The following is a 26278-nucleotide window of genomic DNA, read 5'->3' as shown; positions in this document are numbered from 1 at the left end:
TGCAAAACTAGCTATATAATACGAGTTACCAGGGTAAATCTTATGAGTGAGTTGAGCCGCCGCGAGCTTATTCGCATCGCAGAAGACATGAACGGGATGAGCAATGACGAAACACGTCACTTCATCTCGCGCATCATTGACGATCTATCGAACCTCAAACCTTCGATTGCGTTCGTAGGCCAGATTAAGGCCGGTAAGTCCCGACTGATCAATGGGTTCACCGGGCAGGCAGAGTTTCTGCCTTCGGATGTAAATCCCTGGACCACAGTTATTACCGATATGCATTTTGGTCATCCGTCCGGCCGGTCGTCGGGTGCCGAGTTTCGTTTCTTCGACAATCGCCAATGGCAAGCGCTGATCGCCGAGGGTGAAGAGCTGCGCAATATGTTCCCCGATGAGGAGGACAGCTATAAGCGTGAAATGATCGAAGAGCAGGTCGAGGCGATGAAAACCCGCGCCAAGCTGCGTCTGGGCGAAAGCTATAAACACCTGCTGGGTCAGCATCACGATCTGGATGAACTGAATTCGGATGATCTTGCACGCTATGTCTGTGCGGGGGATGATCCGACGGATGGTGATCAGTATGACCCCGGTTCTGATCGGGGTCTTTACAGCGATATCACACGCAAAGCCGAGGTCTATTTCGACATCGGCCATTTTCCTTATCCTATAACAGTCACCGATACGCCCGGCGTCAATGACCCGCTGTTGATACGTGAAGAGATCTCGCGGCAATACTTAAAAGAGTCAGATTTCTTTGTTGTAGTTCTGTCGGCGCATCAGGCGTTGTCGCGCGCCGACCTGAAACTGTTCCGCTTGATGCAGGCTTTGGAACTTGGCCAGATCGTGGTCTTCATTAACCGTGTGGACGAATTGGGCGGCGGCGCTGACGATGCCACAAAGGTCCGTGCCGACGTGATGGACGGGCTTGAGCAGGCCCTCGGGAATTCGGACATCAATGTCCTTATGGGCAGCGCTCAATGGGCGCATTACGCCCTGACCGGTGATGAAACGGGAATTGATCATGATCAGATTCTCGCATGGCTTCGCGCCCATCCTCAGCAGATGAAGCAATATCTAGATGGTGTTGAAGAGATCAAACAAGGCCCCGGCCCTATCAGTCGTGAGGGTGTATTGCGCTTTGCCGCCATGATCGCATCAGGATTGCCTGATCTGCGCCGCCATGTGACCAAAGCCCTGACCGAAGGTCCACGCCAAGAACAGCTCAATATGGCGTGGCAGCATCTAAACAGCTTTGCCCAGGGTGAGCTTGAGCGTAGCTCAGCACGGCTGCGCGCGATCGAGGATCAAGATGGGCCAGACACAGCCGATATAGAAGAAAACAACAAGACGCTTGCGGACCTGCGCGCCTTGATTGCCGAGAAATCTGAAGCCATTACCAACGATATGGACGATGTACTGGCCAACTTACGGGGCGTGATGGATGATACGGTGTCCGAGGCTGTTTCGATTGTTGTCCGTGGCCCTGATGGTCAATCCCCTCTGCTGGCCAAGGATGGTGACACCGAGTTGAACTTTACACCGCTGCGTGAACGTATGCGCGAATTGGTTCAGGGTGCAACCCAGGTAGTTCGTCAGCGGATGCTCAGCGAGCTTTATGCGATCGACATGCAAAGTAACGCCTCTCTGCGTGCGCTGCCCGGCTGGCAGGAACCGGCTGATAACCGTATGAACACTAGCGCTGTGCGTTGGTTCCGTCCGGACACCAGCGCGCTAACCCGTGGTATTACGGTCGAGCTGCGTGTGACATGGCTGTCGCGGTTGATTTCACGCCGCAGCGTACTGAACCGTGCAGAAAAGATGATCGTTCAAGAGTTCGAGATGATCGGCGACGATCTGGTGGATACCGCCAGAAGTGATCTGATCGAACGGATGAAAACTGTCCTGGATCACTATCTGGCGCTTCTTGCCGGACATCTGGAACACCGTGCGGGTCCCGATGGCACCAATGCGCGCACCGATGCGCAACGTGCGGTTGACCAAGCCCGGCGCATCGGCGATGAACTGAGTGCGGTACATGGAGCCGCACCCGTGGACACGCGACAGGCAGAGGCCGCAGAATGATTGATTTCCCCGGAACCGAGAAGGAAGTGCGCCAGTTGGAGCGTTTCCTGACCGCCACCGAAAACGTACCCTCTTCGGCAGAGCTGGAAGACATGCGCGCCCGCGCGCTGGCCCATGCCGAGCGGCTTTCGAACGCGGTATCAATCGGTTTTGCAGGGGAATTTGGTGCTGGCAAGTCCAGCCTTGCAAACATGCTGGCAGGGGCTGACATTCTGCCCACTGGGCCGCAGCATCTGAAGCTGCCTTTGGTCATTGTGGCCTTTTCTGAAACACCAGAAACAACAGTTGGCTGGTGGAACAAGGAACCCAAGGTTTATTCCGGAATTGCGCTGGAAAAGGCGGCGGCGGACGAACCGGATTTCATCTCGGTCGGGTTGAACACGCCTGCCCTGCAAGAGATTTCGCTGTTTGATCTACCCGGTGCCGGTGCGCTGGACGATACATACAAGCAGACCCTGAGTTTGCTGGAATATGTGGACTGCGCGATTTGGTGTACCAACGGCACCAACGCCTGGCGTGAGACCGAGCGCCACCTATGGTCACAAGTCCCGCAAAAACTGCGCGACAACAGCCTGTTGGCCGTAACACATGCTGATTTGCCCCCAGTGCGGGATTCGCTGGATCGGGTTGTGGCCCGTTTGAACAAGGAAAAAGGTGATCTGTTCAAGGCCGTCGTGCCAATTGGAACTCCGGTTGCCGTGCGCGCGATGGCACAGGAGCCCGAACCTGATTTTGATCTGTGGGAGACCTGCGGCGGTCAAAATCTGGCAGAACAGGTGTTACGTCTTGCGTCTGATTACCGTCGCCACGATCTGGAAGCCGCACAAAAAGATCTGGCTGCAGAGTTTATGCCTTATCTGGAGCAGCTCACTGGTTCAGCTGTGGCCGTTGATGTTGAGGCGGATGGCAATGCGGTCCAAGCAAGCTTGGAAACCGCCCTGCCCCCTCTAGACAATCCTATCCTTGAGGATTGGCTTGCTGCAATTGCAAGTATCTACAACGACCTGCGCGAAAGCTCAGATATTGAGCCTGCAACCTTCTTGCAAAGCTGTCAGGAAATTGTCGAAGACTTTGCCGAAAGGTTGGAATCAGGCTCAGAAATCGATCCTGAAGCCGACTGGATTCCGGCCGAGTTCGAAAAGGCGACCGATTTGCTGCTTTTGCTTCAATTCGAAAGCGGCGACGCACCGCTGAAGGATGCGATAAGCATCCTCGCGCAACTCAGCGACAACTTGGCATGGGCCGGAAGTACAGTGGCTTCGGCGCATCCCAGAACCGGCACGTAGGTTTTCCCGCAACAATTGAGCCGCAATGCAGCGATTCGAAGCGGTTGGAATCACGCCCCTATTGTTTCGAATCCGTGGACCAAGCGTCTATTTCAGCGATATAGAATCCAATAAACTCATCGCTAAATTACAACATCTGGTATTGTAGCGTCCATGTCATACAATATAGGCGATTTGACTTCTCCTGATCCATACTGAAGCCATCAGGCGGCCCAAATAAAGTCAAATTTGAAACGTCTAACCGTCTCAAGTGTCCTGCGGTTGTGTTTGGTTGTGAGTTCGCGGGCTGAAGCCCTGGTAATTTGTGCCGCAGAAAAACGAGTAGAATGGGCGGGAAGAAATGAGCCACAACCAGGCGGTCGGTGCAACGCACGACGAACCTCAGATTGAAGGACTGCAGCCAGGCGCAAAGCTTTTGCGCGGTCAGTATGAGATCCTCCGGTTTCTCAGCAATGGCGGGTTTGGAATAACCTATCTGGCCCGCGATAGCCTGGACCGTGATGTGGTTATTAAAGAATGCTATCCGGGCGCACTGTGTCAGCGGAACGGCGATCTGGTCGAGCCTTCCAATCCCGATCACAAGGATGATCTGCGCGCGATTATCGATCTGTTCATTCAGGAAGCCCGCAATCATGCGCGGTTGGTTCACCCAAATATCGTCGACGTGCATCAGGTGTTCGAGGACAACAACACCGCCTATATCGCGATGGACCTGATCCGCGGTTGCGATCTGCTGGATTATGTCGAACACCCTGAAAACCAAAGCGGACCGAACTTCATTGTTCAGGTCACGGAAAAGATGCTGTCAGCCGTGTCGTTCATACACCAAAGCGGTATGCTGCACCGCGACATCTCGCCCGACAATATTCTGATTGATGAGAATGGTGAGCCAATCTTGATTGATTTCGGCGCAGCCCGTGAACAAGCGGCAAACAAGTCGGCTGCGCTGTTGACGTTGCGGGTGATCAAGGATGGCTATTCCCCGCACGAGTTCTATGTGCGTGGCGCGGATCAGGGACCAAGTAGTGACCTGTATTTACTTGCCGCGACTTTGTATCACGCCATAAGTGGCGAGCGCCCGATCGATGGTCAGACGCGTCTGAACGCGTTCAACAATGATCAGCCTGATCCATATACGCCGCTGGCAGGACGTTTCAAAGGGTACCCGGACGGGTTCCTTGAGGCGATTGACAAGGCGATGGAGGTTCACACCACTGACCGGTTGCAAACTGCGTTGGATTGGTTGCGCATGTTCCGTGGTTCGGGTGTGATGTTTGACAGCTTTGCGTACCGTCCGGTTTCAGTGATCGTTGGGATGGACCGCAAGGACGAGCAGGCAGAAAAAGAACGGGTCAAAGCCGAAAGCGAAAATGCCGAGGCCGTCGTGACCGCGCTGTTAGCTGGGAACACCGATCTGGCCCTTGGAAATGAGGAAAAGCCCGAAAACGATCTTGCCAAGTTCGCCCCCAAGGACGAAGCCGTTGCCGCTGTCGATACCATTGTCAAAAGCGGCTCAGGTGGCAGCGGCAAGGCAATTGCCGGTGCAGTGGTTGTATTAGCGGCGCTCGCAGCGGGTGGGTTTTTGATTATGTCGGGCGACAAATCAGCGCCTGAGGCAAGCACGGTTACTGCACAGGCTCCGATCACGCAGGCACCTCAAGATGCAGAACCGGAACCGGTCGAGCAGACCGCTGAAACCGCCAACGGGACACAACAAGCTGAGATTGCATTGGAAGAAGAACCCAAGGTGGTTGCGGCAGAACCGGAAACAGCGGTGAACCCGGAAAAACAAACAGAAACGACGCAGGAAGAACCTGTCGAGCAAGCACAAGTTGCGTCAGAAGAGCCAGCAACAGCTGATACTCAACCAGAGGCTTCCGTTGAGCCCGAAGCTTTGCAGCCACAGATCACGCTGAACGAGGCCGCAAATACAGCTGACGAGGGTGCGACCCCATTAGAACCAGTAAATCTGACTGACAATCAGGTGGCCTTTGGACATTGGGATATCGAAGTACCCTTTGACATCTCCAAGCGTCGCAGTGCGACAGGCAGCGTCATTGCGATCAATGGTGTCAACGCAAATCTCGATATGTCAGTTATTGGCGATTGGGTTAAGCGTGGAACAACGATTTATAGGCTTAATGGCGAGCCGGTCCGCCCGGATGCAACTTTGGTCTCGCAGGTTCTGAGTGATTTCTCGGTCGATCCGGATGGCTATATCCGTGTGGCAGCCCGCTATCGTGAATTGGGGCAGACACGCGCGCAAAACGGGTTACTGGCGCTGCCTGCTCATCGCGTGTTCGGGCTGCAGAACGGATACACTTTCGATGTTCATCATGCTGGAGATGCGGGTTGGCAAACCGTGGTCGCAACGATCCCGGAAAACAGCGCGGGCGACCTGCAGATCGGTGACGTGCTGCTGCGCGAAGAACAGACTGGTACCGCGATTAATCAGCCGGAAAGCCTTGATGGCGCGCTCTCAAAACTTGTTTCGGATAAGCAGCCCCAGGCGCGCTTGAACATACTGCGCAATGGCGGCGAAGCCGCTGCGGTTATGCAGCTAACGCAGGAGTAATTACACCGGTTTAAGTGAAAATCGCCAGTGTGTGTACTGGGGGCGACCTCAACATCGTTGCCCCGTCGGGAACCGGCCCGTCGCGAAGTATGAGTTTCCTTGTTTCCTATTCATAAGTGCCCCTGCCCTTTGGGCAGCGGTTTGTCGCAGACCCGTGCGGTAAGTCCCGCACCAGAAATCAAAGAAGGTGTCGTCACCATGTTCAAATACAAAAGCCCTCTCAGCCGGCTTCTCGAAGGTGCCGGCAAACCGAAAGAAGATGAAGCGGTAGAAACCGAAGCGGTACAGGACGAAAAGCCTGAACCGATTGCCGACTTTAACGCGCTGCGTGCTGCATTGGCGGGTGGCAATGTGAGTTCGGACAGCTATGAAGAATCCGACGAATTGATCCCCGAAGGCCCTATGCCGGAGTTCGAAGAAGAAGATCAGATCGTTGAAGAAGAAGCGTCTGAAGCACAAGAAGCTGAAGAAGAAGACGAGCAGATTGTTACGCTTCATTTGAATGTTGAGGATGAAGACGACGACGAAAAGACACTGGCCGCGGTGGCTGAAATAGCGACTACAGAGCCTGAAGAAGTCTCCGAAGCGCCGGCCGAGGTAGAAATTGTTGCAGAGCCTGCGCAGGAACCAGAGCCTGCGATAGTCGAGGAGATCCCAGAGCCTACAGCTCCGGCCGCTCCCGTGGAAGACCGGCGCTCGCGCGTGAAGACCACATTCTTGGGCTTTGAAAGGGCTGACACCCACGTTCAGGAATTGATCGAAACCGCAGAACCCGTCGCAAAAGCAGAGGCTGTGCAACAGACCTTCCCCGTTGGCTGGTTGGTTGTTACCGCCGGTCCGGGCCGTGGCGCTGCGGTTACATTGACCGAAGGGCTGATGCAGATTGGCCGAAACGACGATCAAGCGATTCAGCTGGATTTCGGCGATACCGGAATCTCGCGCAGCAACCATGCGGTCATCGCTTATGATCCGGAGGACCGGAAATGCTATTTGGGTCATGGCGGCAAAGCCAACTTGGTGCGTCTGAATGGCAAACCGGTGCTGAGCACCATCGCCCTGTCAAACGGTGACCTGATCCGCATCAGCGAAACGTCGATCCGTTTCATGTCCTTCTGCGATGATGGTTTTGACTGGCGGGATGCCGATTAATGCTGGCAACCCCTGCATATGATATTGCGCTGATCCTGCATCAGGGTCGGCGCGACTCGCAGGAAGATGCGATTGCCGCACGGGTCTCTGACGCTGCGGACGCGGGATATGTCGTCGTCGCCGACGGTATGGGAGGCCATGATGCGGGTGATGTGGCTTCGCAGCTGGTCATTTCTGCATGGTGCGACGCAATGGATGCCCAGTTGGATGGGCCCGACCTTGCCCAGAGCGCTCTGCTCGACGCTCTGCCGATGGCCGCGATGCAGGCCAACGCCGCGATGGGAAGCCATAGCGAGGAAAACAAGGTCAACTTGGGCTCTACCCTTCTGGGCATGCTGATGCTGGATCAGCAGATCTTCTGGATCTCGATCGGTGACAGCCCGTTGTACCTGTTTCGTGACGATACATTGTCGCAGATCAACGAGGATCATTCGATGGCCCCGATGATCGACGCGCAGATGGAGCAGGGTTTGCTGAGCGCAGATGAAGCGCAGAGGCATCCAGATCGCAATCAGCTGACTTCGGTCATTATGGGTGCCGCGATCCCGAAAGTGGATTGTCCGGAACAACCACTGGAGCTTGTTTTGGCGGATATTCTGATCCTTGGTAGCGATGGCCTGCAGTATCTCGACAATTCCGAGATCGAAACTTTGCTGCGCACCCATCATCAATCCCCGGCCCGCGATATTGCTGACGCGCTTCTTCAAGCACTGCACGCCAAGGCTGATCCCGATCAGGACAACATTTCGATCGCTGTCGTGAAACCGGCAAAGACATGAACAAGGCAGAGAAACAGGACACAATGAGAACCCATCTTATCATATCCAGCCTGGCTCTTGCAGCTGCAACAGGCGCGGCTTCGGCGCAAGAGGCCTGTTCAACCTACGAGATTCAGCGCGGCGACAGCCTGCGAGAGCTGGCAATCGCAGTCTACGCGACTGAGGACTACCGGCTGATCTACGATATAAATCGCGATGTCATCGGTTCGAACCCGAATATCATTCGTGTAGGAGATATCTTAACATTTCCTTGCCTTGAAGATATCGGCCGCGTAGCGCTGATACCGGATACCGAGGCTGGTCGCATGGCGGCTGAAATGGCATCCGAGCTGGTTAAGGCCGCCGAAGCGCGCGCCGAGAGAGCCATTGCCGAGGCTGAGGCCCGCGTCGCAGCGGCCGAGGCAGAAGCCCTGAAGGCAAACGAAGATGCGGTGATTGCGGCAAAAGCAGAGGCTCGAAAAGAGATCGAAGCCGCCCGCGCCGAAGGTGCGGCACTGATCCGTGATGCCACTGGTGGTGAACGACTGGAAATTCGTGACCGTCAAATCTTGATGATCACGAGCGGTAATTATGCTCCGTTCACCGATGAGGCTTTGCCAAATCGCGGACTTTATACCGACCTCGTCGAAACGGCGATGCTGCGCGCTGCACCCGAGCAGCCTTATAAGATCCAGTTCGTCAATGACTGGTCCTCGCATCTTGATCTGCTGATGCCGACCCTTGCCTTTGACGCGACATTCCCTTGGTCGCGTCCGAACTGCGAGGAGGCTGAAGGCCTGTCTGAAAGCGATCGCAACCGTTGTGACACCTACAACTTCTCGAATCCTTTTTATGAAGTCGTAGACACATTTTTTGCAAAAGACGGTTCAGGCTACGAACAGACGCTGACCTACTCGGACTTCGCCGGCACCACGATCTGTCGACCGGAGGGATGGTCGCTGTCACATATGGATGCTGTTGGCCTGTATGCACCGGCAATCACACTGATGCGCCCTGTTTCGCCAGATGACTGCTTTCACGCGGTCATGGATGGTACCGCCGATATCGTCGCGATCGAGGCCCATCTCGCCGTCGAGGCAATCGGGCGCTTGGGTTACGAGCATCAGATCATCGAAAACCCCAACCTGGCGGCGATCAAATCGCTCAACGTCATGACGCACAAGGACAGTCCTGATGGGGAAGCAGTTCTTGAAACGCTGAACCAGGGTCTGGCGATTATGCAGCAATCTGGCGAGTGGCGCGACATCGTTTCAACCGCCCTGCGTTATCAAATGGAAAATGGCTAAGGCCCCAGTTGGCCTGACAAAACAAAAGTCTGGAGGAAGTGGACATGATTAACAAGAAACTGAGGAAAGCAGTGCTGTCGGCATCAGCTCTCACCGCCCTGAGCGCAGGCGCTGCAGCCGCGCAAGAGGCGTGCTCTAACTATACAGTGCAGGATGGCGACACCCTGGCAACCATCGCCATCGCTGCCTATGGTACGTCGAACTATCAGCCAATCTTCAACGCGAACAGGAACGCGATTACCAATCCTGGCTCACTCGAGTCTGGTCTGGTTCTGGCACTGCCGTGTGAGGATGGTCGCCTGCCTAACGGTCAGAGTGCGCAAGAATTGATCGCTGCGGAAGAACAGCGTGCAGCAAGCGTCCAGCGTTCAAGCGTTTATGAGCCGCCGATCAAACTAGTTACTGGGAATGGCTGGGCACCTTTTGCGGATGAAACACTGAATGGTGGCGGGTTCATTGCCCGCTTGGGAACCACAGCGCTGAACCGTGGGGGCAACGCACGCGATTACTCGGTCAGCTTCGTGGATGACTGGAATTCGCACCTTGAAACGCTGCTGCCTCTGGGTGCATTTGACATCTCAATGGCTTGGGTCATGCCAGATTGTACCAACCGCTCATTCGAATGGTCGGTGGAAACTGAAACGCGTTGCACACAGTTCGATTCATCCGTTTCTGTCTATGACACCGTATTTGGCGTGTACACTCTGCCTGAGAGCCCCTACGCGTCGGCCACAAGCTATGAGGAATTTAAGGGCGCCGCGATCTGCCGCATGACGGGCTGGGGGCTGTTCGACCTTGAAGCGGGTGGTTTGGGTGCGGACGATTACACCCGATTGGATCCGGTTACCGCGCGTGAATGTGTTGACGCGGTTCTGACAGGAAGTGCAGATATGGCCACATTTGAGGTCCAGCTTATGGCAGATACCATGGGTGAAATGGGTCTGACGCAGAAAGACCTGATTGAAAACCCGTTCGTTTCAACCACTCAGACACTCCGGTTTATCGCGCATCGCAGCAACCCATTTGGCAAGCAATACCTCGCGATGCTGAATAAAGGCCTGAATGAGATGCGTGAATCTGGCGAGTGGTATGCGATTGTTTCGGACACCCTACGTGAGCATAACAATAAACTAATAGCCGCATCGAACTGATCCCTCGGTTCATACGACCTCCTGGGGGCCAGTCTTGGGACTGGCCCTTTTTTATTCATGCGCAGGTTTTCCGTTCTAGCGGTCCAACCTAAAAATTGTGGCCGCGCAGGCCACCATCTTGGTGTATTGGCCCTTTTGTACATGCATATATTCTTAATATGACACTTTTTGTTCAATAAAGCCGCCTCTCTACGGGAATCCCCCAATATTCAGGGCGAGCAATAGGCGTAGGATAAACTCAACTGCACCGGTGAGGCGTAAGCCCCACCACTCACTCAGAAAGGGGCTGGCTATGGGGGTCAGCCCTTTTCTAATTCTGAGAATGAAAAAACCGGCCCGCGAAGGGACCGGTTTCTTTTTTATGTTTTGCCTAAGACGTGGCTTAGCCGATTAGCGCGTTCAGCGTCGCACTCGGGCGCATCACTGCTGCTGCTTTGGCCGGATCGGTGTGGTAGTACCCGCCCAAGTCTGCAGGCGCGCCTTGGGCCGCTGCCAACTCTACCAAAATCTGGTCTTCCTTGTTTGCCAGTTCTTTCGCAAGCGGTGCGAACTCGGCGGCAAGATCAGCATCATCGGATTGCGCAGCCAGTGCCTCGGCCCAATAGCGTGCGAACCAATAGTGGCTATCGCGGTTGTCTGGCTCGCCGACCTTACGACTGGGCGACTTGTTGTTGTCCAAGATACCCTGCGTCGCGGCTTCGGCAGCAGCACCCAGCACACCCGCTTTGGCATTGCCCTTGCTGTCGGCGACAAAGTTCAGGGATTCACCCAACGCACAGAACTCACCCATGGAGTCCCAACGCAGATGGTTTTCTTCGACCAGCTGCTGCACGTGCTTGGGCGCCGAACCACCCGCGCCGGTTTCAAACAATCCGCCACCATTCATCAGCTTGACGATCGACAACATCTTGGCCGATGTTCCGAGTTCTAGGATCGGGAACAGGTCGGTCAGGTAATCCCGCAGCACGTTGCCCGTGATGGCGATGCTATCTTTTCCGGCCGTTATGGTCTCTAGTGATTGGCGGGTCGCTTCGCGCGGAGCCATAATCTGAAAATTGCCGGCAACGCCCGCAGCTTCAAGCGCCGGTTTGACGTATTTGATCAGTTCGGCGTCATGGGCACGGTTTGCATCCAGCCAAAAGATTGCTTCGGAACCGGTCAGACGTTGACGGTCCATCGCCAACTGAATCCAGTTCTCGATCGGCGCTTTCTTGACGGTGCAGGCCCGCCAGATATCCCCCGCTTCGACGTCGTGAGAATGCAGCACGTCACCGTTTGCCAGAACAATGCGAATGGTTCCATCGGCAGGTGCCTGGAATGTGGTGGGGTGGGATCCGTATTCCTCGGCCTTCTGTGCCATCAGGCCGACATTTGCCACGGCACCAGCAGTCGCTGGGTTCAGCGCACCATTAGCTTTAAAGAAGTTTATCGCTTCATCATAAATCGATGCATAGCAACGATCCGGGATCACACAGTTTGCATCACCCTTGGTTCCTGTTTCATCCCAGCCTTTGCCGCCAGCGCGAATTACGGCGGGCATTGAGGCGTCGATGATCACATCCGACGGGACATGCAGGTTGGTAATGCCGCGATCCGAGTCCACCATGTACATCGAAGGGCGATCACCTTTGATCGCGTCGATTGCGGCTACGATGTCTGCATTGCTCTGAACCCGTTCAAGTAAGTCCCCAAGCCCAGAGTTCGGGTTTACACCCAGCGCATCCAGTTCCGCGTCAAATTTATCAAACACAGGGGCCAACCATGCTTTGACGGCATAACCAAAGATGATCGGATCACTGACCTTCATCATTGTCGCCTTCAGGTGCAGCGAGAACATCGTGCCGTCTTTTTTGGTATCTTCGATGGCATCCGCCAGGAAGGACGAAAGCGCCTTGACCGACATGAAGGTTGCATCCGCAACGGTGCCTTCGGCCAGGGGCCAACTGTCTTTCAAAACTGTTACGCTGCCATCCTTACCGACGAATTCAATCTTTGCATCGCCCGCCTGAGCAGCCGTGATCGTCGCCGATTTCTCATTGGCGTAGAAGTCATTGCCCGACATTGAAGACACTTTGGTCTTGCTTTCCGCGCTCCATTCACCCATCGAATGCGGGTTCTTCTGTGCGTAGCTCTTCACGGCACGGGCTGCGCGACGGTCACTGTTGCCCTCGCGCAGGACCGGGTTCACTGCCGAACCCTTGAGCGTGTCATACCGCGCCCGGATCGCTTTTTCTTCGTCGGTCGCAGGTTCCTCGGGGTAGTTCGGAATGTCATAACCCTGCGACTGCAGCTCTTCGATGGCTGCCACTAGCTGCGGAACCGAGGCAGAGATATTGGGCAGCTTGATGACATTCGCATCCGGGGTCTTCACCAACTCACCCAGTGCTGCTAGATCATCAGTTATGCGCTGTTCGTCGGTCAGGTTCTCGGGGAAGGTCGCAATAATACGCCCAGCCAGCGAAATATCCTTGGTTCCGACGCTGATACCAGCGGCCGAAGCAAACTTGCGAATGATGGGCAGGAACGAGGCGCTCGCCAATTCAGGCGCTTCGTCTACAATGGTATACAATACGTCGAAGTTCGATTTTTCTGCCATTTTCCCTTACCTTTTTTAAGCCTTTCAGGGGCGTGCGATCCAAGAGTATGTGCCGCTGTGATATTGGCACCGAGCCGTGAGGGGACGCGACGGCCCCACGGGTGACTCTGATTTGACAGGGTCTCCCTTAAATGAGGATTGGGCTGGGATCAATCGTATAGAGCGGCGCGAATTGACACGGGTCAGCAGGCTTACGGTGTCATAGGCGAAACATAGTGGCTTAACCCGATTTGTACCTGTTTGTGCAGAACATAGGCTTCTATGGCGCTATCCAAGTGCTCCGGCACTCCTCTGCGCGCTTCGTGTGTGATCGCGATGCCCTCTTTTTCGATCAGACCTATGAGAATTTTTCTTCCATTGGACCCTGTATCGTCCAAAAATTCTTTGATTTCATTTTTGGCGAGGTCAGTTTTTCCGATACCTGCATAGAAGAAAACGCGCTGCAGCCATCTTGCGTCTTGTCGGAGACCAATCCAACTAAGAGCCCTGTTGTACATCCCTTTGGAATAACCGAGGAATGTAGTTTCTTCTTCGGCCAAAAGATCGAGATACCTTTCGACATACGCAATTCCGTTGTCATCACGACCAAGTCGAAAACTCACGAGGGCCAGATAAAACGTGCCATCTGGCGAGTTAGGAAATAAATCTTCATAGGTTTCAGCTGCGGCTAATGCGCGTTTCATGTCACCCGAGTGCCCAAGACTATGGAACATTTGACTGGTGTAGACCCACTCCTCTTCCGGCCATGTCAGACGCGAATGATCCAGTAATCTCTGGACCTCGTCATGATTGTCTTCAATGAGAAGCAGGTCTATCAATTGCGTCATAGCATCCTGATGATTTGGTGCAATCTGTAGCACCACTTCGTAATCAAGCTTTGCTGCCCCGAATTCACCACGCTTACGATACAGCTTTGCCCTGTTATAAAGGACGTACGCATCTTGATTATTGAGCTGTAACGCACGTTCAAAATCCGCATCAGAAGCCGCGCGGTCATCTAACGCGTTTTCTGCATATGCCCGCCAGACTAACATTCGAGCGCTTGATGGGGCATAGTCCAAAGCCTTATTAGCGTCGTGAATTGCACTGCTGTACTCACCCAAGCAATAGTGAGCCTCTGCGCGTCGGGCATAGAATAGATATATGTGCTCTGCTGGTTGGTCGCCAGCCTCAAGCATGGTTGTGCATGCGGCAACTACGTCTGCTAATTTGGCTGATTTGTTGATGCAAATGCTCTCAATATCCTTGGATTTGAGTGGTTCCGCGAATCAAAGAAAAGTGGCAGCACATATTGTTAGCAACGCAGCAATGCGAACCTTCATCTACACTCCCTTGGGTTCAATCAACTCATCTAAAGGTAGTATTTCTTATGACGCTTTACAAGTGAACGAAATCGCTCAACACCTTGGAAACAAAACCTCAAATCGTGTTCCAGTTTCGGAATGCTCCAGCGAAATCTGCCCACCATGTGCGGCCAGAAGATTTGCAGCAATGGTCAGTCCCATGCCGGTCCCTCCCTGCTCGCGCGTTGTCGTGAAGAACGGGTCGAAAATTTGATCCCGGTTTCCGCCAGATATTCCCGGTCCATCGTCTTGAACATTCAGCCGTCCGGGTTCTGCCGACAGATATACGCGCCCTGCCCCGTGTCGGCGCGCGTTGTCCAGAAGTTGTTTCAGGACGATCCTCAGGCCCGAGGCAGCGAGCGGTAGTGTCTGATCGCCTCCTTCGATGCTGAGGTTCAGTTCGGGGAACGATACGCTTATCTCATTGGCAATATCATTGAGCGCTACTATTCCGTGATGTTCGGGCACCCTCGCCTTTGCAACACTATTAAGTGCGCTCAGCTGTGTCTGCATCTGATCGCTTGCGCCCAGTATTTGATGTAACAACGCGCGGTCCTGATCCGAAAGCGTTTCGGTCTCTGACAGCAACTCTCCTGCTGCGCGGATCGCTGTGACAGGGGTTTTCAGCTCATGAGTGACGTGATCCGCAAACACACGGATCGACGCCTCGCGTCGCTGCAGGGTTTCGGCCATGCCCAGCACCGAGCCAGCAAGCCGTGACAATTCCTGCGTTCCATAGTGATCGGGCGGATCAGCGCGTTGCCCTTGTTCTATGGCACCTGAATAGGCAGCCAGAGCCGATATAGGGCGGAGCAAAAGCCGAACCATCAAGTATCCCAATAACCCGGTTGCGCACCCGATCAGGACCGCCAGAAGGCCCGCCGCATTGCGAAACCCTATCTCTGGCCCAAGATACCGCAGCGCAATCAGGCCAAGCAAAGACAGGACGAGCGTTCCAGCAAGCCCTCCCCCAAGAACAAACGCCAAAGAAGGGCGCCATTTGCGTCTCAGCCCGGCCATGCACCCATCCGCAACCCGATTCCGTGTACGGTTTCGATGGCACCGATCCAGCCTTGATCCCCCAGTTTGCGACGCAGGTTGCGCAGATGACTGTCCAGCGTACGGTCGGCAACTGCGCTGCCCGAACCATAAATCGCATCAATGAGTTGAGGACGCGAGACGATGGCCTCGGGTGTCTGCATCAATCGGCGCAAAATCGACAATTCGGTTGCGGTTAGGGCAAGCGTTGCCCCATCAACCCAGACCGAATGACCCGAGACATCCAGCTCGACCGGACCATGCCGCAGAACCGCTTTCGCACCTTGGGCCGTGCTGCGTTTCAGAATGGCCTTGATCCGCGCCACCAACTCACGCGGGCTGAAGGGTTTGGTGACGTAGTCGTCTGCCCCCAGCTCAAGGCCTAAAATCCGGTCGATCTCATCATCGCGCGCGGTCAGGAACAGGATCGGGACGTCCGAGCGCGCCCGGAGGCGGCGGCAGACCTCAAGCCCGTCGATCTCGGGCAGGCCGACATCCAGTACGACAAGATCGGGCGCCTCGCGCAATGCGTGGGTTAGCGCCATTTGACCATCGCGGGCGGTGAGCGTCTGGAAGCCCGCGCGTTCCAGCGTGATCGAGACCAGCTCTCGCAAGCGCGGATCATCATCCACGACGAGGATTTTCATCAACCTTCTCCGGTATAGGTTCGACAGCCAGACTACGGATCACCCGATCTGCGCGAAAGCCCCAATCCCTCCAATTCTCGATGACTGGAGGCGTTGCGCAAGTGCGCAGTTGTTTGTCTTTCATCAATTCGGCCGCAGCCATTTGGTTAAGCTGGCAGGCATAATACATGTCCAACCGCACCGGGTGCTCTATGTTCCAGCGGGCGATCAGGGCTGCGAAATTAATAAAGCAACAGGCATAGAGCACACCGAACCCCAGAACCGCGGATCGCAGCAGCAGCCACCGGTTCGATTTGCCGCGCAGAATTTGCCAACCCGTCAGGCACAACCCAACCGCGACTAGCGCCATCCAGATCGCAGCGTGGATGCGCAGATAAGTCAGGCCATAGGATTCTACATATAGCGACAGGCGCATCAGCGATGAGATCACCAGCAGCACGTTTTGCACCAACCACAGCATCATCCATTTTTTCAGCCCCTGCCGTTCGTTCAGATAGGGCCGTGCAACCAGCGCGAACGCGCCTGCCAGCAACGCGGTTGCAAGCAACGGATAGGCCCCGCGATGGGCGTATTCAGCGAAGCTCATCCCGTCGGGCAACTCGGCATTCCCCCAGAGGAACACCATGTCTAACCCGGTTTGCACCGCCAGAAGCAAGTTAAACACGATCAGCGCGTTAGCGACGGATTGGGCATTAACCCCAAAGGCTGGTAAGTTGCGTTTCAGCTTGGGTCCAAACCGAGGGGCGAGCAATTCTGGTTGCAATGGAACAGCAAGAAAAGGCCAGATTACTATCGCGGTTCCAAGCCAGAACAACAGCCGGTCAAACCTAAGATCAATGTGCCAGAACCGATCGATCCAATCAGAAAGGACGGGATTGGCCGAGATCATGAGGGCACCCAAAATCAATGCGCCGCCTGCGGGGAAACTCCATTCGCGCAGAACACGAAGTGCCACCCCATCTGTACGGGCAGCAGAATGGCTGTGCCGCGCTGCCTCAATCCCGTGCCGGATTGCTAATACGGGAAGCAGCGATATGAACCGGCGAATTGAGGCACCGTCTCGTTGCCCCAAAACAGCCCAACACAGCGCTGTGATCGAGCCGCAAATCAGGAAGGCCACTGACAAGGCCTGAACATATTCTACCACGGGCAGTATGCTGAGCGTCAGTAGGATCGCGGGTCCCGCCAGGTCTGCATTGCGACCCAGCAATACCCGTACAACGAAAGCGATGGACAGTGTAAAAATCGCCAGGGAAAGACTGGGCGGATGGTCGAAAAATAGCACATCAGCCAACGCGATCAGAACGACCAAACCCACGGCAGCATGGCGCTTGCCTGGCCCTGTCATGCCGCCATCTCCGTTTTGGTGCCTGTCTGGGGTATCCAGCCACCAGCTATCCTGCAAAACCGACGCGGGAATCCCGCGCACTATGAACTGTCCCATAAACCCGCTCCTTCTTTATGCAAGTCTTGTTTCGGCTGCGCTGGTGCAGATCGCTGCGTAGCAGTCGTGCAGTTTTTGTGCAGAGTTGCGGTTCATGGCCAAAAGGCCTCTTTCCCTTGCACGTGTCGGTGGCTAAGACGATTTTCCAACCGCAAGTCAGGAGGCCCCTTTGGACCGTATCGCTCGTACCATCGCCACCGAGATTAATGCCCGCCCGGAACAGGTTGGTGCAGCCGTCAGATTGTTGGACGAAGGCGCGACGGTGCCTTTTGTGGCCCGTTATCGCAAGGAAGTGACGGGTGGTCTGGACGATACGCAATTACGCACCCTATCTGATCGCCTGACTTATCTGCGCGAGCTTGAGGCCCGGCGCGAGGCGATTCTGGCCTCGATCAAGGATCAGGGAAAGCTGACGGAAGATCTGGTGAAATCGATTGCTCAGGTAAGCACCAAAGCGCAGTTGGAAGACATTTATCTGCCCTATAAACCCAAGCGTCGGACCAAGGCGATGATTGCCCGCGAAAATGGTCTGGAGCCTCTGGCCGACGCCATTCTGTCCAACCGGTCTGTGGAACCAGAGGGTCTGGCCGAGGGATATTTGAAAGAAGCCGTTCCAACTGTCAAAGACGCGCTGAATGGCGCGCGCGACATCATCACTGAAAGGCTGACCGAAAATGCTGCCCTGCTGGGGGAGTTGCGCAGCTTCATGCAACGCGAGGCGCTGCTGCGCGCGAAGGTTGTTGAAGGCATGGAACAAGAAGGCGCCAAGTTCAGCGATTACTTTGATCATTCAGAGCTTTGGTCCAAAACTCCGTCACATCGGGCACTGGCCATGTTGCGCGCGTCGAAGGAAGGTGTCGTGACACTCGACATAGCCCCTGAACCCGAGGCCGGTGCGGCAAGGGCCGAGGCGATGGTCGCGGCGCATCTGAACACCCGGAGCGATGCGCCTGGTGACAAGTGGTTGCGCAAGGTTGCGGGCTGGACGTGGCGGGTAAAGCTGTCGCTATCGATGATGGTCGAGTTGATGGCCGATCTGCGCAGTCGCGCGCAGGACGACGCGATCAAGGTGTTCTCGCGCAATCTGAAAGACCTGCTGTTTGCGGCTCCGGCGGGTGCGCGTGCGACACTGGGGCTGGACCCGGGCATTCGCACCGGTGTCAAAGCGGCAGTTGTAGATGCAACGGGCAAAGTGATTGCGACGGAAACGCTCTATCCCTTTCAGCCCAAGAACGATCTGCGCGGTGCTCAAGCAGCGATCCTGAATCTGATCTCGAACCACAAGATCGAACTAATCGCCATCGGGAATGGCACTGCCAGCCGTGAGACTGAGCGGCTGGTGACTGACACGCTGGCCTTGCTGCCCACGACCGCCAAAACACCCACCAAGGTCGTTGTGTCCGAGGCCGGGGCTTCGGTCTATTCCGCATCCGAACTTGCCGCGCGCGAGTTTCCCGATCTTGATGTCTCGCTACGCGGGGCGGTTTCGATTGCCCGCCGCCTGCAGGACCCGCTAGCCGAACTGGTCAAGATCGAGCCCAAAAGCATCGGCGTTGGCCAGTATCAGCACGATGTGGACCAGCACCGCCTGTCACAATCACTGGAATCCGTGATCGAAGACGTGGTGAATGCGGTGGGGGTTGACCTGAATACGGCCTCGGCCCCCCTCCTCTCGCATGTCTCGGGCCTTGGGCCGGGTCTGGCCGAGGCAATTGTCACCCATCGCGATATCAATGGTGCCTTTGCATCTCGTAACGATCTGTTGAAGGTGGCCCGCCTTGGTCCGCGCGCTTTCGAACAATGCGCGGGCTTTCTGCGTGTTCGCGATGGGGCAGAACCGCTGGATGTATCCTCGGTTCACCCAGAGGCCTATGAGGTTGCCCGCCGGGTGGTAGCGGCTTGTGGGCGCGACATCCGCCAAATCATGGGTCACGAGGGCGCGTTAAAGGGGCTGAATGCCGAGCAGTTTGTGAATGACACATTCGGCCTGCCAACGGTCCGGGACATCTTTGCCGAACTGGAAAAGCCGGGCCGAGACCCGCGCCCAAGTTTCAAAACCGCGTCATTCACCGACGGCGTTGAAGAAATCACAGACCTGAAACCCGGCATGGTGCTGGAGGGGACCGTGACCAACGTCGCCGCCTTCGGTGCGTTTGTCGACGTCGGCGTGCATCAGGACGGGTTGGTTCACGTCAGCCAACTGGCCGATCGTTTCGTGAAAGACCCGCATGAAGTGGTCAAGACCGGACAGGTCGTCAAAGTCAGGGTGGTTGAGGTCGACGTTCCGCGCAAACGCATCGCGTTATCCATGCTCAAGGACGGTGGAGCCTCGGCCCGCGAAGATAAAGCAACGCGGGGAAATGGAAAGCCATCCCGTCCAGCAAAGCCAAAGGACCACGGGCGCGATCACAATGGACAAAGCGATCAGAACAGTGCGTTTGGCGACGCGCTCAGAGATGCCTTCAACAAACAATAGGAAACTTCATAATGTTCAAATTCCAAGATGCTCAGGCGCAATCTGCCAGCCAATAAACCAATATATCCTTCCGTTAATGGACGTCCCCGCAGAGTGAAATCACGATAGGGCGCTGACATTCAGGTGTTGCAACTCGGAAAATGATCTGGATGATGCTCAGCCATGATGGCCGATAAATTCGGCCAACCGCATGAAATTGCGGTCACAACAAAAAATGGGGAGAGAACTTATGTCATTCAAAACTCTGATGCTTGCCGCAAGCGCAACAGCGATGATCGCGGCGGGTGCTTCGGCCGAAACACTGCGATGGGCTCGTGCCGGTGACGCGCTGACGCTGGATCCGCATGCGCAGAACGAAGGCCCGACCTCGGCCATGGCGCACCAGATCATGGAAACGCTCGTGATGCGCGATCACTCGGGTGCGCTGGTTCCGTCGCTGGCGACCGAATGGGCGCCATCCGAAGAAAACCCGAATATCTGGGTGTTCAAACTGCGTGAAGGGGTCACCTTCCATGATGGTGCCGAGTTTGACAGCGAAGACGTTGTGTTCTCGCTGAACCGTGCCATGACGCCGGATTCCGACTACAAGGAGCTGCTTGCTTCGGTGAAAGAGGTGCGTGCGCCGGACAAGTTCACGGTCGAGATCGAAACCGACGGCCCGAACCCGATCATGCCCAACAACCTGACCAACATGTTCATGATGGACAAGGGCTGGGCCGAGGCGAACAACGCCGTCAAGGTTCAAGACTATGAAGGTGGCGAAGACACCTTTGCGGCCAAGAACGCCAATGGCACCGGCCCATACAAGCTGATCAGCCGCGAACCAGACGTGAAAACCGTTCTAGCCGCTAACGAGAATTATTGGGGCAAGGACGAGTTCCCGCTTCAGGTTACCGAGATTGTCTATACACCGATCCAGAATGCCGCGACCCGCGTGGCCGCGTTGCTGTCGGGTGAGGTGGATTTCATCCAAGACGTACCGGTGCAGGATCTTGAGCGTGTGGCCGGAACCGATGGGCTGGACGTGCGCACCGCGCCGCAGAACCGGGTAATCTTCTTCGGCATGAACATGGGTGATGCCGATCTGACCTCGGACAATGTGGACGGAAAGAACCCGCTTTCAGATGTGCGTGTACGTCAGGCGATGTCCAAGGCGATCAACCGCGATGCGATCCAACAGGTCGTTATGCGTGGTCAGTCGGCCCCTGCGGGTATGATCTCACCCCCATTCGTGAATGGTTGGGACGCGGATATGGATGCGTCCTCATCTACCGATATCGAAGGGGCCAAGGCGCTGATGGCCGAAGCGGGTTACCCTGATGGCTTCTCGCTGACGCTGAACTGCCCGAATGACCGCTACATCAATGACGAGGCGATCTGTCAGGCGGCAGTAGGCATGCTGGCCCAGATCGGGGTCACGGTGAATCTGGACGCAAAGCCAAAGGCGCAGCACTTCCCGCTGATCAACAATCTGGAGACGGATTTCTACATGCTGGGCTGGGGTGTTCCAACCTACGATTCGGAATACATCTTCAACTTCCTGGTACACTCGAAGGGTGAGAAGTACGGCTCGTGGAATGGCACGCGGTATTCCAACCCGGATCTGGACGCCAAGATCGTGGCACTGGCCTCGGAAACGGATCTGCCCGCGCGCGATCAGCAGATCGGAGACATCTGGCAGGTTGTTCAGGACGAACAGCTGTACATTCCGATTCACCACCAGGTGCTGAACTGGGGTATGAAATCGGGTGTCGGCACCATCGTTGAGCCGGAAGATTCTCCGAAGATCAAATACTTTGAGATGAACTGATCCATCCCATATGAACGTGTTCAGGGCGCGATTTCGCGCCCTGTTCTTATTTACGCTTTTGGTAACGGACCCGTGATCTCAAAATGAGAACTCCTTTACGTGGTGGAGAAAAAGCGGGATTGTTTCAGCGCTAACAGGGAGATTTCGCCATGATCCTCAGAAACAGTGCCATTGGCCTGGCCATGTTGCTTGCCAGTACAGCTCAAGCTGCCGAGTTCAAATGGGCCTCGACCACCGATCCGCAGACGATGGACCCGCACGCGGTTAACTCAGCTCCCGTCCTTGGGTTTCTGAACAACGTCTACGAAGGTCTGGTTCGCCGCGGTAAGGACATGAGCGTTGAGCCCGCTTTGGCCGTGAGTTGGGAGCCAATCGGCGACGGTGAGGGCTGGCGGTTCAAGTTGCGCGAGGGCGTGACGTTTCACGACGGCAGCAGTTTCGACGCGCAGGATGTGCTGTTCAGCTATCAGCGTGCTTCGGGCGAAGCTTCGGATACCCGCAGCTGGTTCGCGCCTGTCAGCGAGGTTATCGTGGTCGACGACTACACAGTTGATATTATGACCACCGCGCCCAACCCGCTTTTCCCTTCGTCGATCGCCAACTGGATGATCATGGATCAGGACTGGACCGAGGCCAACGATGCTGTGGTTCCCGACAAAGAGACAGGCAACTATGCGACCATCAACGCCAATGGCACCGGTGCGTTCAAGGTAACCGAGCGCGAACCGGGCCTGAAGACCGTGCTGGAACCATTCGATGGCTGGTGGGGGGATGTTGAACACAACATAACCCGCGCTGAATTCAACCCGATCCAGAACCCGGCCACCGCCGTAGCGGCGCTACTGTCGGGCGATGTGGACATGATCAACCCGGTGCCGATTCAGGATGTGGCTCGTCTGCAGCAAAATGGGGAAGTGGATGTCATTCAGGGTATCGAAGCTCGTGTGATCATGCTGGGCTTTGACCACGAGGCCGAGGCGCTGAAATATACAGACGATGCGGGTAATCCGAACCCGTTCCGCGATGCACGCGTGCGTAAAGCTGTCGCTCAGGCAGTTAATGTGGATGCCATTCTGGCCACGATCATGCGCGGAAATGCCGAACCCGCCTCGCAACTCGTCAGTCCGGCCATGAGCGGGTATTCACAAGTCAGCTCCGAACGTCCTGCGTTTGACGTGGAAGCAGCCAAGGCCTTGTTGGCCGAGGCGGGCTATGCCGACGGGTTCTCGTTTGGCCTGAAATGCCCCAATGACCGTTATCTGAATGACGAGGCCGTCTGTCAGGCGGTCGTCGGCATGCTGGCACAGATCGGCATCACCGCTGAGTTGGAAGCGATGCCGGTACGCAACTACTGGCCGGAACTGCGTGAGGATAATTACGACATGTACCTGTTGGGTTGGAGCCCCGGCACATTCGACGCTGAACACCCGATCCGATTCCTTGTCGCGACCCCGAATGAAGAGAAAAAGCTGGGTAGCTGGAATTTCGGCGGGTTCTCGAATGCGCGAGTCGACGAATTGCTGCCGATGATCCAGTCGGAATTGGATCAGACCAAGCGGCAGGCCATGTTGGATGAAGTCACGCAGATTTATCAGGACGAACAGGTCTATGTACCGATGTATGTCCAGCCTCTGGTCTGGGGTACACGCAACAATGTCGAGCTGACGCAACGTCCGGATAACTTCTTCCTGCTGCGCTGGGTGACGGTGAACTAAGCCATGGGCCTGATGATTGCCGGGGTTTATCACACCGAGGATCCGGCACCTGACAGCACGCTTGACGGTGAATTCCGCCGCCAAGCCTCGACCGTCCGCAACGCTTTGCCCAATGGGGCGCTGGAAACGGGGCGGTTTCACCTCTATGCGGCGTGGAACTGCCCATGGGCGCATCGGGTGTTACTGGTCCGGGCGGTCAAAGGGCTGCACGATCTGATATCCGTCGCCTATGCTGAACCGCGCCGCACAGAGGATGGTTGGGTCTATTCAGATGGTGCGGATGAGGTTTATGGCGCAACCGCATTGCATCACGCCTATGCGCGCGTCAGCCCGGCATATACCGGGCGGATCACTGTGCCGCTGCTCTGGGACAGGGCCCAGAACAGTGCAGTATCAAACGAATCCGCTGATCTGGTGCGGATGCTGGGAACGCTGCCGGGCCATGGTCCCAATCTGGCGCCGCCAGAAAAACTGGACCAGATTGATGTCTGGAATGAGAAGATCTATGCGCGCCTAAACAACGGCGTCTACCGTGCTGGTTTCGCGCGCAAACAAGAGGCCTATGAAGCTGGTTTTCGCGATGTGTTTGCAACACTGGACGAGATTGAGACGCATCTGGTCAACAGCCGATATCTCTGCGGTGACACTCTGACCGAGGCCGACCTGCGCCTGTTCCCGACATTGGCGCGCTTTGATGTGGCATATCACTATGCCTTCAAATGTAATCTGCGTCGTCTGATCGACTATCCCAATCTTTGGGGCTATGCGCGCGAGATATACGCGCGGCCTGGCATCGCCGAAACTGTGAAGTTCGAAATATACAAACGGGGTTATTTCTCACCTTCCGAGCTGCGTAATCCGTTAGGCATCGTGCCGTTGGGTCCAGATATCGACTGGACCACGCCGCATGACCGAGATCGCTTGACCACCCGGTCGGGGAACGCATAGACAGACCCACCAATGGGGAAAATCAATGTTCGCATATATCGTCCGCAGGATGTTCCAATCCGTGATCGTGCTATTGGTCGTGGGGCTTGTGGCATTCTCGATGTTTCGCTTTGTCGGCGATCCGATCGACAACATGCTGGGGCAAGAACGCACGCAGGCTGATATCGATCGCCTGCGGACCGAGCTTGGGTTGGATCAGCCCTTTGTGGTGCAATACGCCAAATTTCTACGGGGTGCTGTTCAGGGCAATTTCGGCGTCTCCTATCGGCAGGGGCGGCCCGTTTCAACGATCCTGGTTGAACGCGCCCCGGCCACGTTGGAGCTGGCCTTTGTGTCCGGCTTCTTGGCAATTACGATGGGCATTGCACTCGGCGTCTTCACCGCGATCCGACGACAAGGGATCGCGGCAAATGTGATCATGACGGTATCCCTGATCGGAGTATCGCTGCCTACATTCCTCATAGGTATCCTGCTGATCTATGTCTTTTCGGTCGAGCTTGACCTGCTGCCCAGCTTCGGGAGGGGCGAGACGGTTATGATTGGCAGTTGGTCCACTGGGTTCCTGACTGCATCGGGTCTCAAGGCATTGATATTACCTGCAATTACGTTGGGTCTTTATCAAATGACGCTGATCATGCGTTTGGTCCGATCCGAGATGCTGGAGGTTCTGCGCGCTGACTACGTTCGCTTTGCCCGTGCCCGAGGATTATCGGACCGTGTCATCAATTTCCGACACGCGCTGAAGAACACTCTGGTGCCGGTGATCACCATCACGGGCCTGCAGCTGGGTTCGATCATCGCCTTCGCGATTATCACAGAGACGGTGTTCCAGTGGCCCGGGGTGGGCCTGCTGTTCATCAACGCGATCCAGTTCGTGGATATCCCCGTGATGGCGGCGTATCTGATGCTGATCTCGGTGATGTTTGTGACGATCAACCTGATTGTCGATCTTCTATACTATGCCATTGACCCGCGCCTGCGTGTCGACGCGAGGGCCACATGACCGAAACAATGGAAACCCCGAAAGCCGCGCCCAAGTCGCGCATGGCCAAATTCTGGGACAGTGATTTCGCCTGGTCGTTCCGGCATTCTCCGGTCGCGGTGATCGCGTCGCTGGTTGTGGTCGTTTTGTTGCTGGTCGCAGTTTTTGCCCCGCTGATCGCGCCGCATAACCCCTTCGACCCGGCGACACTGAACCTGATGAACGGGTTCACGCCGCCCGGCACCCCCAATGCGTTCACGCAAGAGACCTTCCTGCTGGGTACAGATGACCAAGGGCGCGATGTATTCTCGACCATTCTTTATGGTCTGCGCATATCGCTGTTCGTTGGCGTCTCTGCTGTGCTTCTGGCGCTGATTATTGGCGTCATCCTCGGGTTAGTCGCGGCCTATTTCGGCGGCTGGATCGAGACTCTGATCATGAGGATCGCGGATGTTCAGCTGACATTCCCTGCCATTTTGGTCGCTATGCTGATCTTTGGGATCGCCAAAGGGATCACCCCGCCGGAATACCGCAACGAGATGGCGATCTACGTTCTCATAATCGCGATTGCCCTGTCGGACTGGGTACAGTTTGCACGTGTGGTCCGTGGTGCAGCCTTGGTTGAGAAAAACAAGGAATATGTGCAGGCCGCGCGCCTGATCGGGCGCGGATCGTTCCCGATCATGTTCCGTCACATTCTGCCGAATGTTCTCAGCCCGGTCTTGGTTATCGCCACCATCTCTCTGGCGCTGGCCATCATCGCCGAGGCAACGCTGAGCTTTCTGGGTGTTGGCGCACCGCCGACCCAGCCGTCGCTTGGTACGCTCATTCGAATTGGACAGGGCTTCCTGTTCTCGGGCGAGTGGTGGATTCTATTCTTCCCTGCCTGCACGTTGTTGGCCCTTGCCTTGTCGGTCAACCTGTTGGGCGACTGGTTGCGCGATGCGCTGAACCCCAAACTGCGGTGA

Annotated in this window: 18 protein-coding genes; 13 read left to right on the top strand and 5 right to left on the bottom strand. The window is 55.8% G+C overall.

Translation table 11 applies throughout. The annotated features are described in order from the left end of the window. The first annotated feature begins 42 nt into the window (after positions 1-42). From Q1B46_RS14280 to Q1B46_RS14250, 7 genes are all read left to right on the top strand, one after another. On the top strand, positions 43-2085 hold the full coding sequence (locus Q1B46_RS14280; RefSeq protein WP_299949023.1) for a dynamin family protein: 2043 nt from the start codon (positions 43-45) through the stop codon (positions 2083-2085). Beyond that, entirely contained in the window at positions 2082-3371 is a 1290-nt protein-coding gene (locus tag Q1B46_RS14275) for a dynamin family protein (RefSeq protein WP_299949022.1), read from the top strand. Before Q1B46_RS14280 ends, Q1B46_RS14275 begins: the two co-directional genes overlap by 4 nt. Positions 3372-3711: 340 nt before the next feature. Beyond that, the gene (locus Q1B46_RS14270) at positions 3712-5946 is read left to right on the top strand and encodes a serine/threonine protein kinase (RefSeq protein ID WP_299949021.1); all 2235 of its coding nucleotides are present in this window, start codon (positions 3712-3714) and stop codon (positions 5944-5946) included. A 198-nt stretch (positions 5947-6144) separates the two neighbouring features. Further along, on the top strand, positions 6145-7095 hold the full coding sequence (locus Q1B46_RS14265) for an FHA domain-containing protein (RefSeq protein WP_299949020.1): 951 nt from the start codon (positions 6145-6147) through the stop codon (positions 7093-7095). Beyond that, positions 7095-7874 (top strand): protein phosphatase 2C domain-containing protein, encoded by a 780-nt coding sequence (locus Q1B46_RS14260; protein ID WP_299949019.1) that lies wholly within the window; start codon positions 7095-7097, stop codon positions 7872-7874. The genes Q1B46_RS14265 and Q1B46_RS14260 overlap by 1 nt, the downstream gene beginning before the upstream one ends. A gap of 23 nt (positions 7875-7897) precedes the next feature. After that, entirely contained in the window at positions 7898-9160 is a 1263-nt protein-coding gene (locus Q1B46_RS14255; protein ID WP_299949018.1) for a transporter substrate-binding domain-containing protein, read from the top strand. Positions 9161-9204: 44 nt separating this feature from the next. Beyond that, complete coding sequence (locus Q1B46_RS14250) at positions 9205-10311, top strand: peptidoglycan-binding protein LysM (RefSeq protein ID WP_299949017.1); 1107 nt, start codon at positions 9205-9207, stop codon at positions 10309-10311. A 382-nt stretch (positions 10312-10693) separates the two neighbouring features. Here Q1B46_RS14250 and Q1B46_RS14245 read toward each other — a convergent pair whose 3' ends face one another. The 5 genes from Q1B46_RS14245 to Q1B46_RS14225 form a co-directional block, all read right to left on the bottom strand. Beyond that, a complete protein-coding gene (locus tag Q1B46_RS14245) occupies positions 10694-12907 on the bottom strand; it encodes an NADP-dependent isocitrate dehydrogenase (protein ID WP_299949016.1) in 2214 nt (737 codons plus the stop codon). Between the two features lie 191 nt (positions 12908-13098). Further along, positions 13099-14085 (bottom strand): tetratricopeptide repeat protein, encoded by a 987-nt coding sequence (locus Q1B46_RS14240; protein WP_299949015.1) that lies wholly within the window; start codon positions 14083-14085, stop codon positions 13099-13101. A gap of 219 nt (positions 14086-14304) precedes the next feature. Beyond that, the gene (locus Q1B46_RS14235) at positions 14305-15270 is read right to left on the bottom strand and encodes a HAMP domain-containing sensor histidine kinase (protein ID WP_299949014.1); all 966 of its coding nucleotides are present in this window, start codon (positions 15268-15270) and stop codon (positions 14305-14307) included. After that, a complete protein-coding gene (locus Q1B46_RS14230; protein WP_299949013.1) occupies positions 15258-15935 on the bottom strand; it encodes a response regulator transcription factor in 678 nt (225 codons plus the stop codon). The genes Q1B46_RS14235 and Q1B46_RS14230 overlap by 13 nt, the downstream gene beginning before the upstream one ends. Beyond that, positions 15913-17379: a DUF4153 domain-containing protein gene (locus tag Q1B46_RS14225; RefSeq protein ID WP_299949012.1), complete on the bottom strand. Its 1467-nt coding sequence runs from the start codon at positions 17377-17379 to the stop codon at positions 15913-15915. Before Q1B46_RS14225 ends, Q1B46_RS14230 begins: the two co-directional genes overlap by 23 nt. Positions 17380-17548: 169 nt before the next feature. Between Q1B46_RS14225 and Q1B46_RS14220 the strand changes: the two genes are divergently transcribed. The 6 genes from Q1B46_RS14220 (at position 17549) to Q1B46_RS14195 (ending at position 26278) form a co-directional block, all read left to right on the top strand. Then, the gene (locus Q1B46_RS14220) at positions 17549-19855 is read left to right on the top strand and encodes a Tex family protein (protein ID WP_299949011.1); all 2307 of its coding nucleotides are present in this window, start codon (positions 17549-17551) and stop codon (positions 19853-19855) included. Positions 19856-20084: 229 nt separating this feature from the next. Beyond that, positions 20085-21665, top strand: coding sequence for an ABC transporter substrate-binding protein (locus Q1B46_RS14215; RefSeq protein ID WP_299665187.1), 1581 nt, complete (start codon positions 20085-20087; stop codon positions 21663-21665). A 149-nt stretch (positions 21666-21814) separates the two neighbouring features. Next, complete coding sequence (locus Q1B46_RS14210) at positions 21815-23380, top strand: ABC transporter substrate-binding protein (protein ID WP_299949010.1); 1566 nt, start codon at positions 21815-21817, stop codon at positions 23378-23380. 3 nt (positions 23381-23383) lie between these two features. Beyond that, positions 23384-24328, top strand: a complete 945-nt coding sequence (locus tag Q1B46_RS14205) for a glutathione S-transferase C-terminal domain-containing protein (protein ID WP_299949009.1) — start codon at positions 23384-23386, stop codon at positions 24326-24328. 25 nt (positions 24329-24353) lie between these two features. Then, positions 24354-25331, top strand: a complete 978-nt coding sequence (locus Q1B46_RS14200; RefSeq protein ID WP_299665180.1) for an ABC transporter permease — start codon at positions 24354-24356, stop codon at positions 25329-25331. Beyond that, positions 25328-26278 carry an ABC transporter permease gene (locus tag Q1B46_RS14195; RefSeq protein WP_299949008.1) on the top strand — a complete coding sequence of 317 codons (951 nt, stop codon included), beginning with the start codon at positions 25328-25330 and terminating at the stop codon, positions 26276-26278. Before Q1B46_RS14200 ends, Q1B46_RS14195 begins: the two co-directional genes overlap by 4 nt.

The sequence above is a fragment of the uncultured Ruegeria sp. genome, assembly GCF_947500045.1.
Classification (GTDB): Bacteria; Pseudomonadota; Alphaproteobacteria; order Rhodobacterales; family Rhodobacteraceae; genus Ruegeria.
The sequence above is the reverse complement of the archived record's forward strand: the minus strand, read 5'-3'. Positions and strand labels throughout refer to the sequence as shown.

What these genes read in the sequence shown, in the direction of transcription:
- Q1B46_RS14280 (WP_299949023.1), top strand. Translation starts at nt 43, where the DNA reads ATGAGTGAGTTGAGCCGCCGCGAGCTTATTCGCATCGCAGAAGACATG.
- Q1B46_RS14275 (WP_299949022.1), top strand. Translation starts at nt 2,082, where the DNA reads ATGATTGATTTCCCCGGAACCGAGAAGGAAGTGCGCCAGTTGGAGCGT.
- Q1B46_RS14270 (WP_299949021.1), top strand. Translation starts at nt 3,712, where the DNA reads ATGAGCCACAACCAGGCGGTCGGTGCAACGCACGACGAACCTCAGATT.
- Q1B46_RS14265 (WP_299949020.1), top strand. Translation starts at nt 6,145, where the DNA reads ATGTTCAAATACAAAAGCCCTCTCAGCCGGCTTCTCGAAGGTGCCGGC.
- Q1B46_RS14260 (WP_299949019.1), top strand. Translation starts at nt 7,095, where the DNA reads ATGCTGGCAACCCCTGCATATGATATTGCGCTGATCCTGCATCAGGGT.
- Q1B46_RS14255 (WP_299949018.1), top strand. Translation starts at nt 7,898, where the DNA reads ATGAGAACCCATCTTATCATATCCAGCCTGGCTCTTGCAGCTGCAACA.
- Q1B46_RS14250 (WP_299949017.1), top strand. Translation starts at nt 9,205, where the DNA reads ATGATTAACAAGAAACTGAGGAAAGCAGTGCTGTCGGCATCAGCTCTC.
- Q1B46_RS14245 (WP_299949016.1), bottom strand. Translation starts at nt 12,907, where the DNA reads ATGGCAGAAAAATCGAACTTCGACGTATTGTATACCATTGTAGACGAA.
- Q1B46_RS14240 (WP_299949015.1), bottom strand. Translation starts at nt 14,085, where the DNA reads ATGCTTGAGGCTGGCGACCAACCAGCAGAGCACATATATCTATTCTAT.
- Q1B46_RS14235 (WP_299949014.1), bottom strand. Translation starts at nt 15,270, where the DNA reads ATGGCCGGGCTGAGACGCAAATGGCGCCCTTCTTTGGCGTTTGTTCTT.
- Q1B46_RS14230 (WP_299949013.1), bottom strand. Translation starts at nt 15,935, where the DNA reads ATGAAAATCCTCGTCGTGGATGATGATCCGCGCTTGCGAGAGCTGGTC.
- Q1B46_RS14225 (WP_299949012.1), bottom strand. Translation starts at nt 17,379, where the DNA reads ATGGGACAGTTCATAGTGCGCGGGATTCCCGCGTCGGTTTTGCAGGAT.
- Q1B46_RS14215 (WP_299665187.1), top strand. Translation starts at nt 20,085, where the DNA reads ATGTCATTCAAAACTCTGATGCTTGCCGCAAGCGCAACAGCGATGATC.
- Q1B46_RS14210 (WP_299949010.1), top strand. Translation starts at nt 21,815, where the DNA reads ATGATCCTCAGAAACAGTGCCATTGGCCTGGCCATGTTGCTTGCCAGT.
- Q1B46_RS14205 (WP_299949009.1), top strand. Translation starts at nt 23,384, where the DNA reads ATGGGCCTGATGATTGCCGGGGTTTATCACACCGAGGATCCGGCACCT.
- Q1B46_RS14200 (WP_299665180.1), top strand. Translation starts at nt 24,354, where the DNA reads ATGTTCGCATATATCGTCCGCAGGATGTTCCAATCCGTGATCGTGCTA.
- Q1B46_RS14195 (WP_299949008.1), top strand. Translation starts at nt 25,328, where the DNA reads ATGACCGAAACAATGGAAACCCCGAAAGCCGCGCCCAAGTCGCGCATG.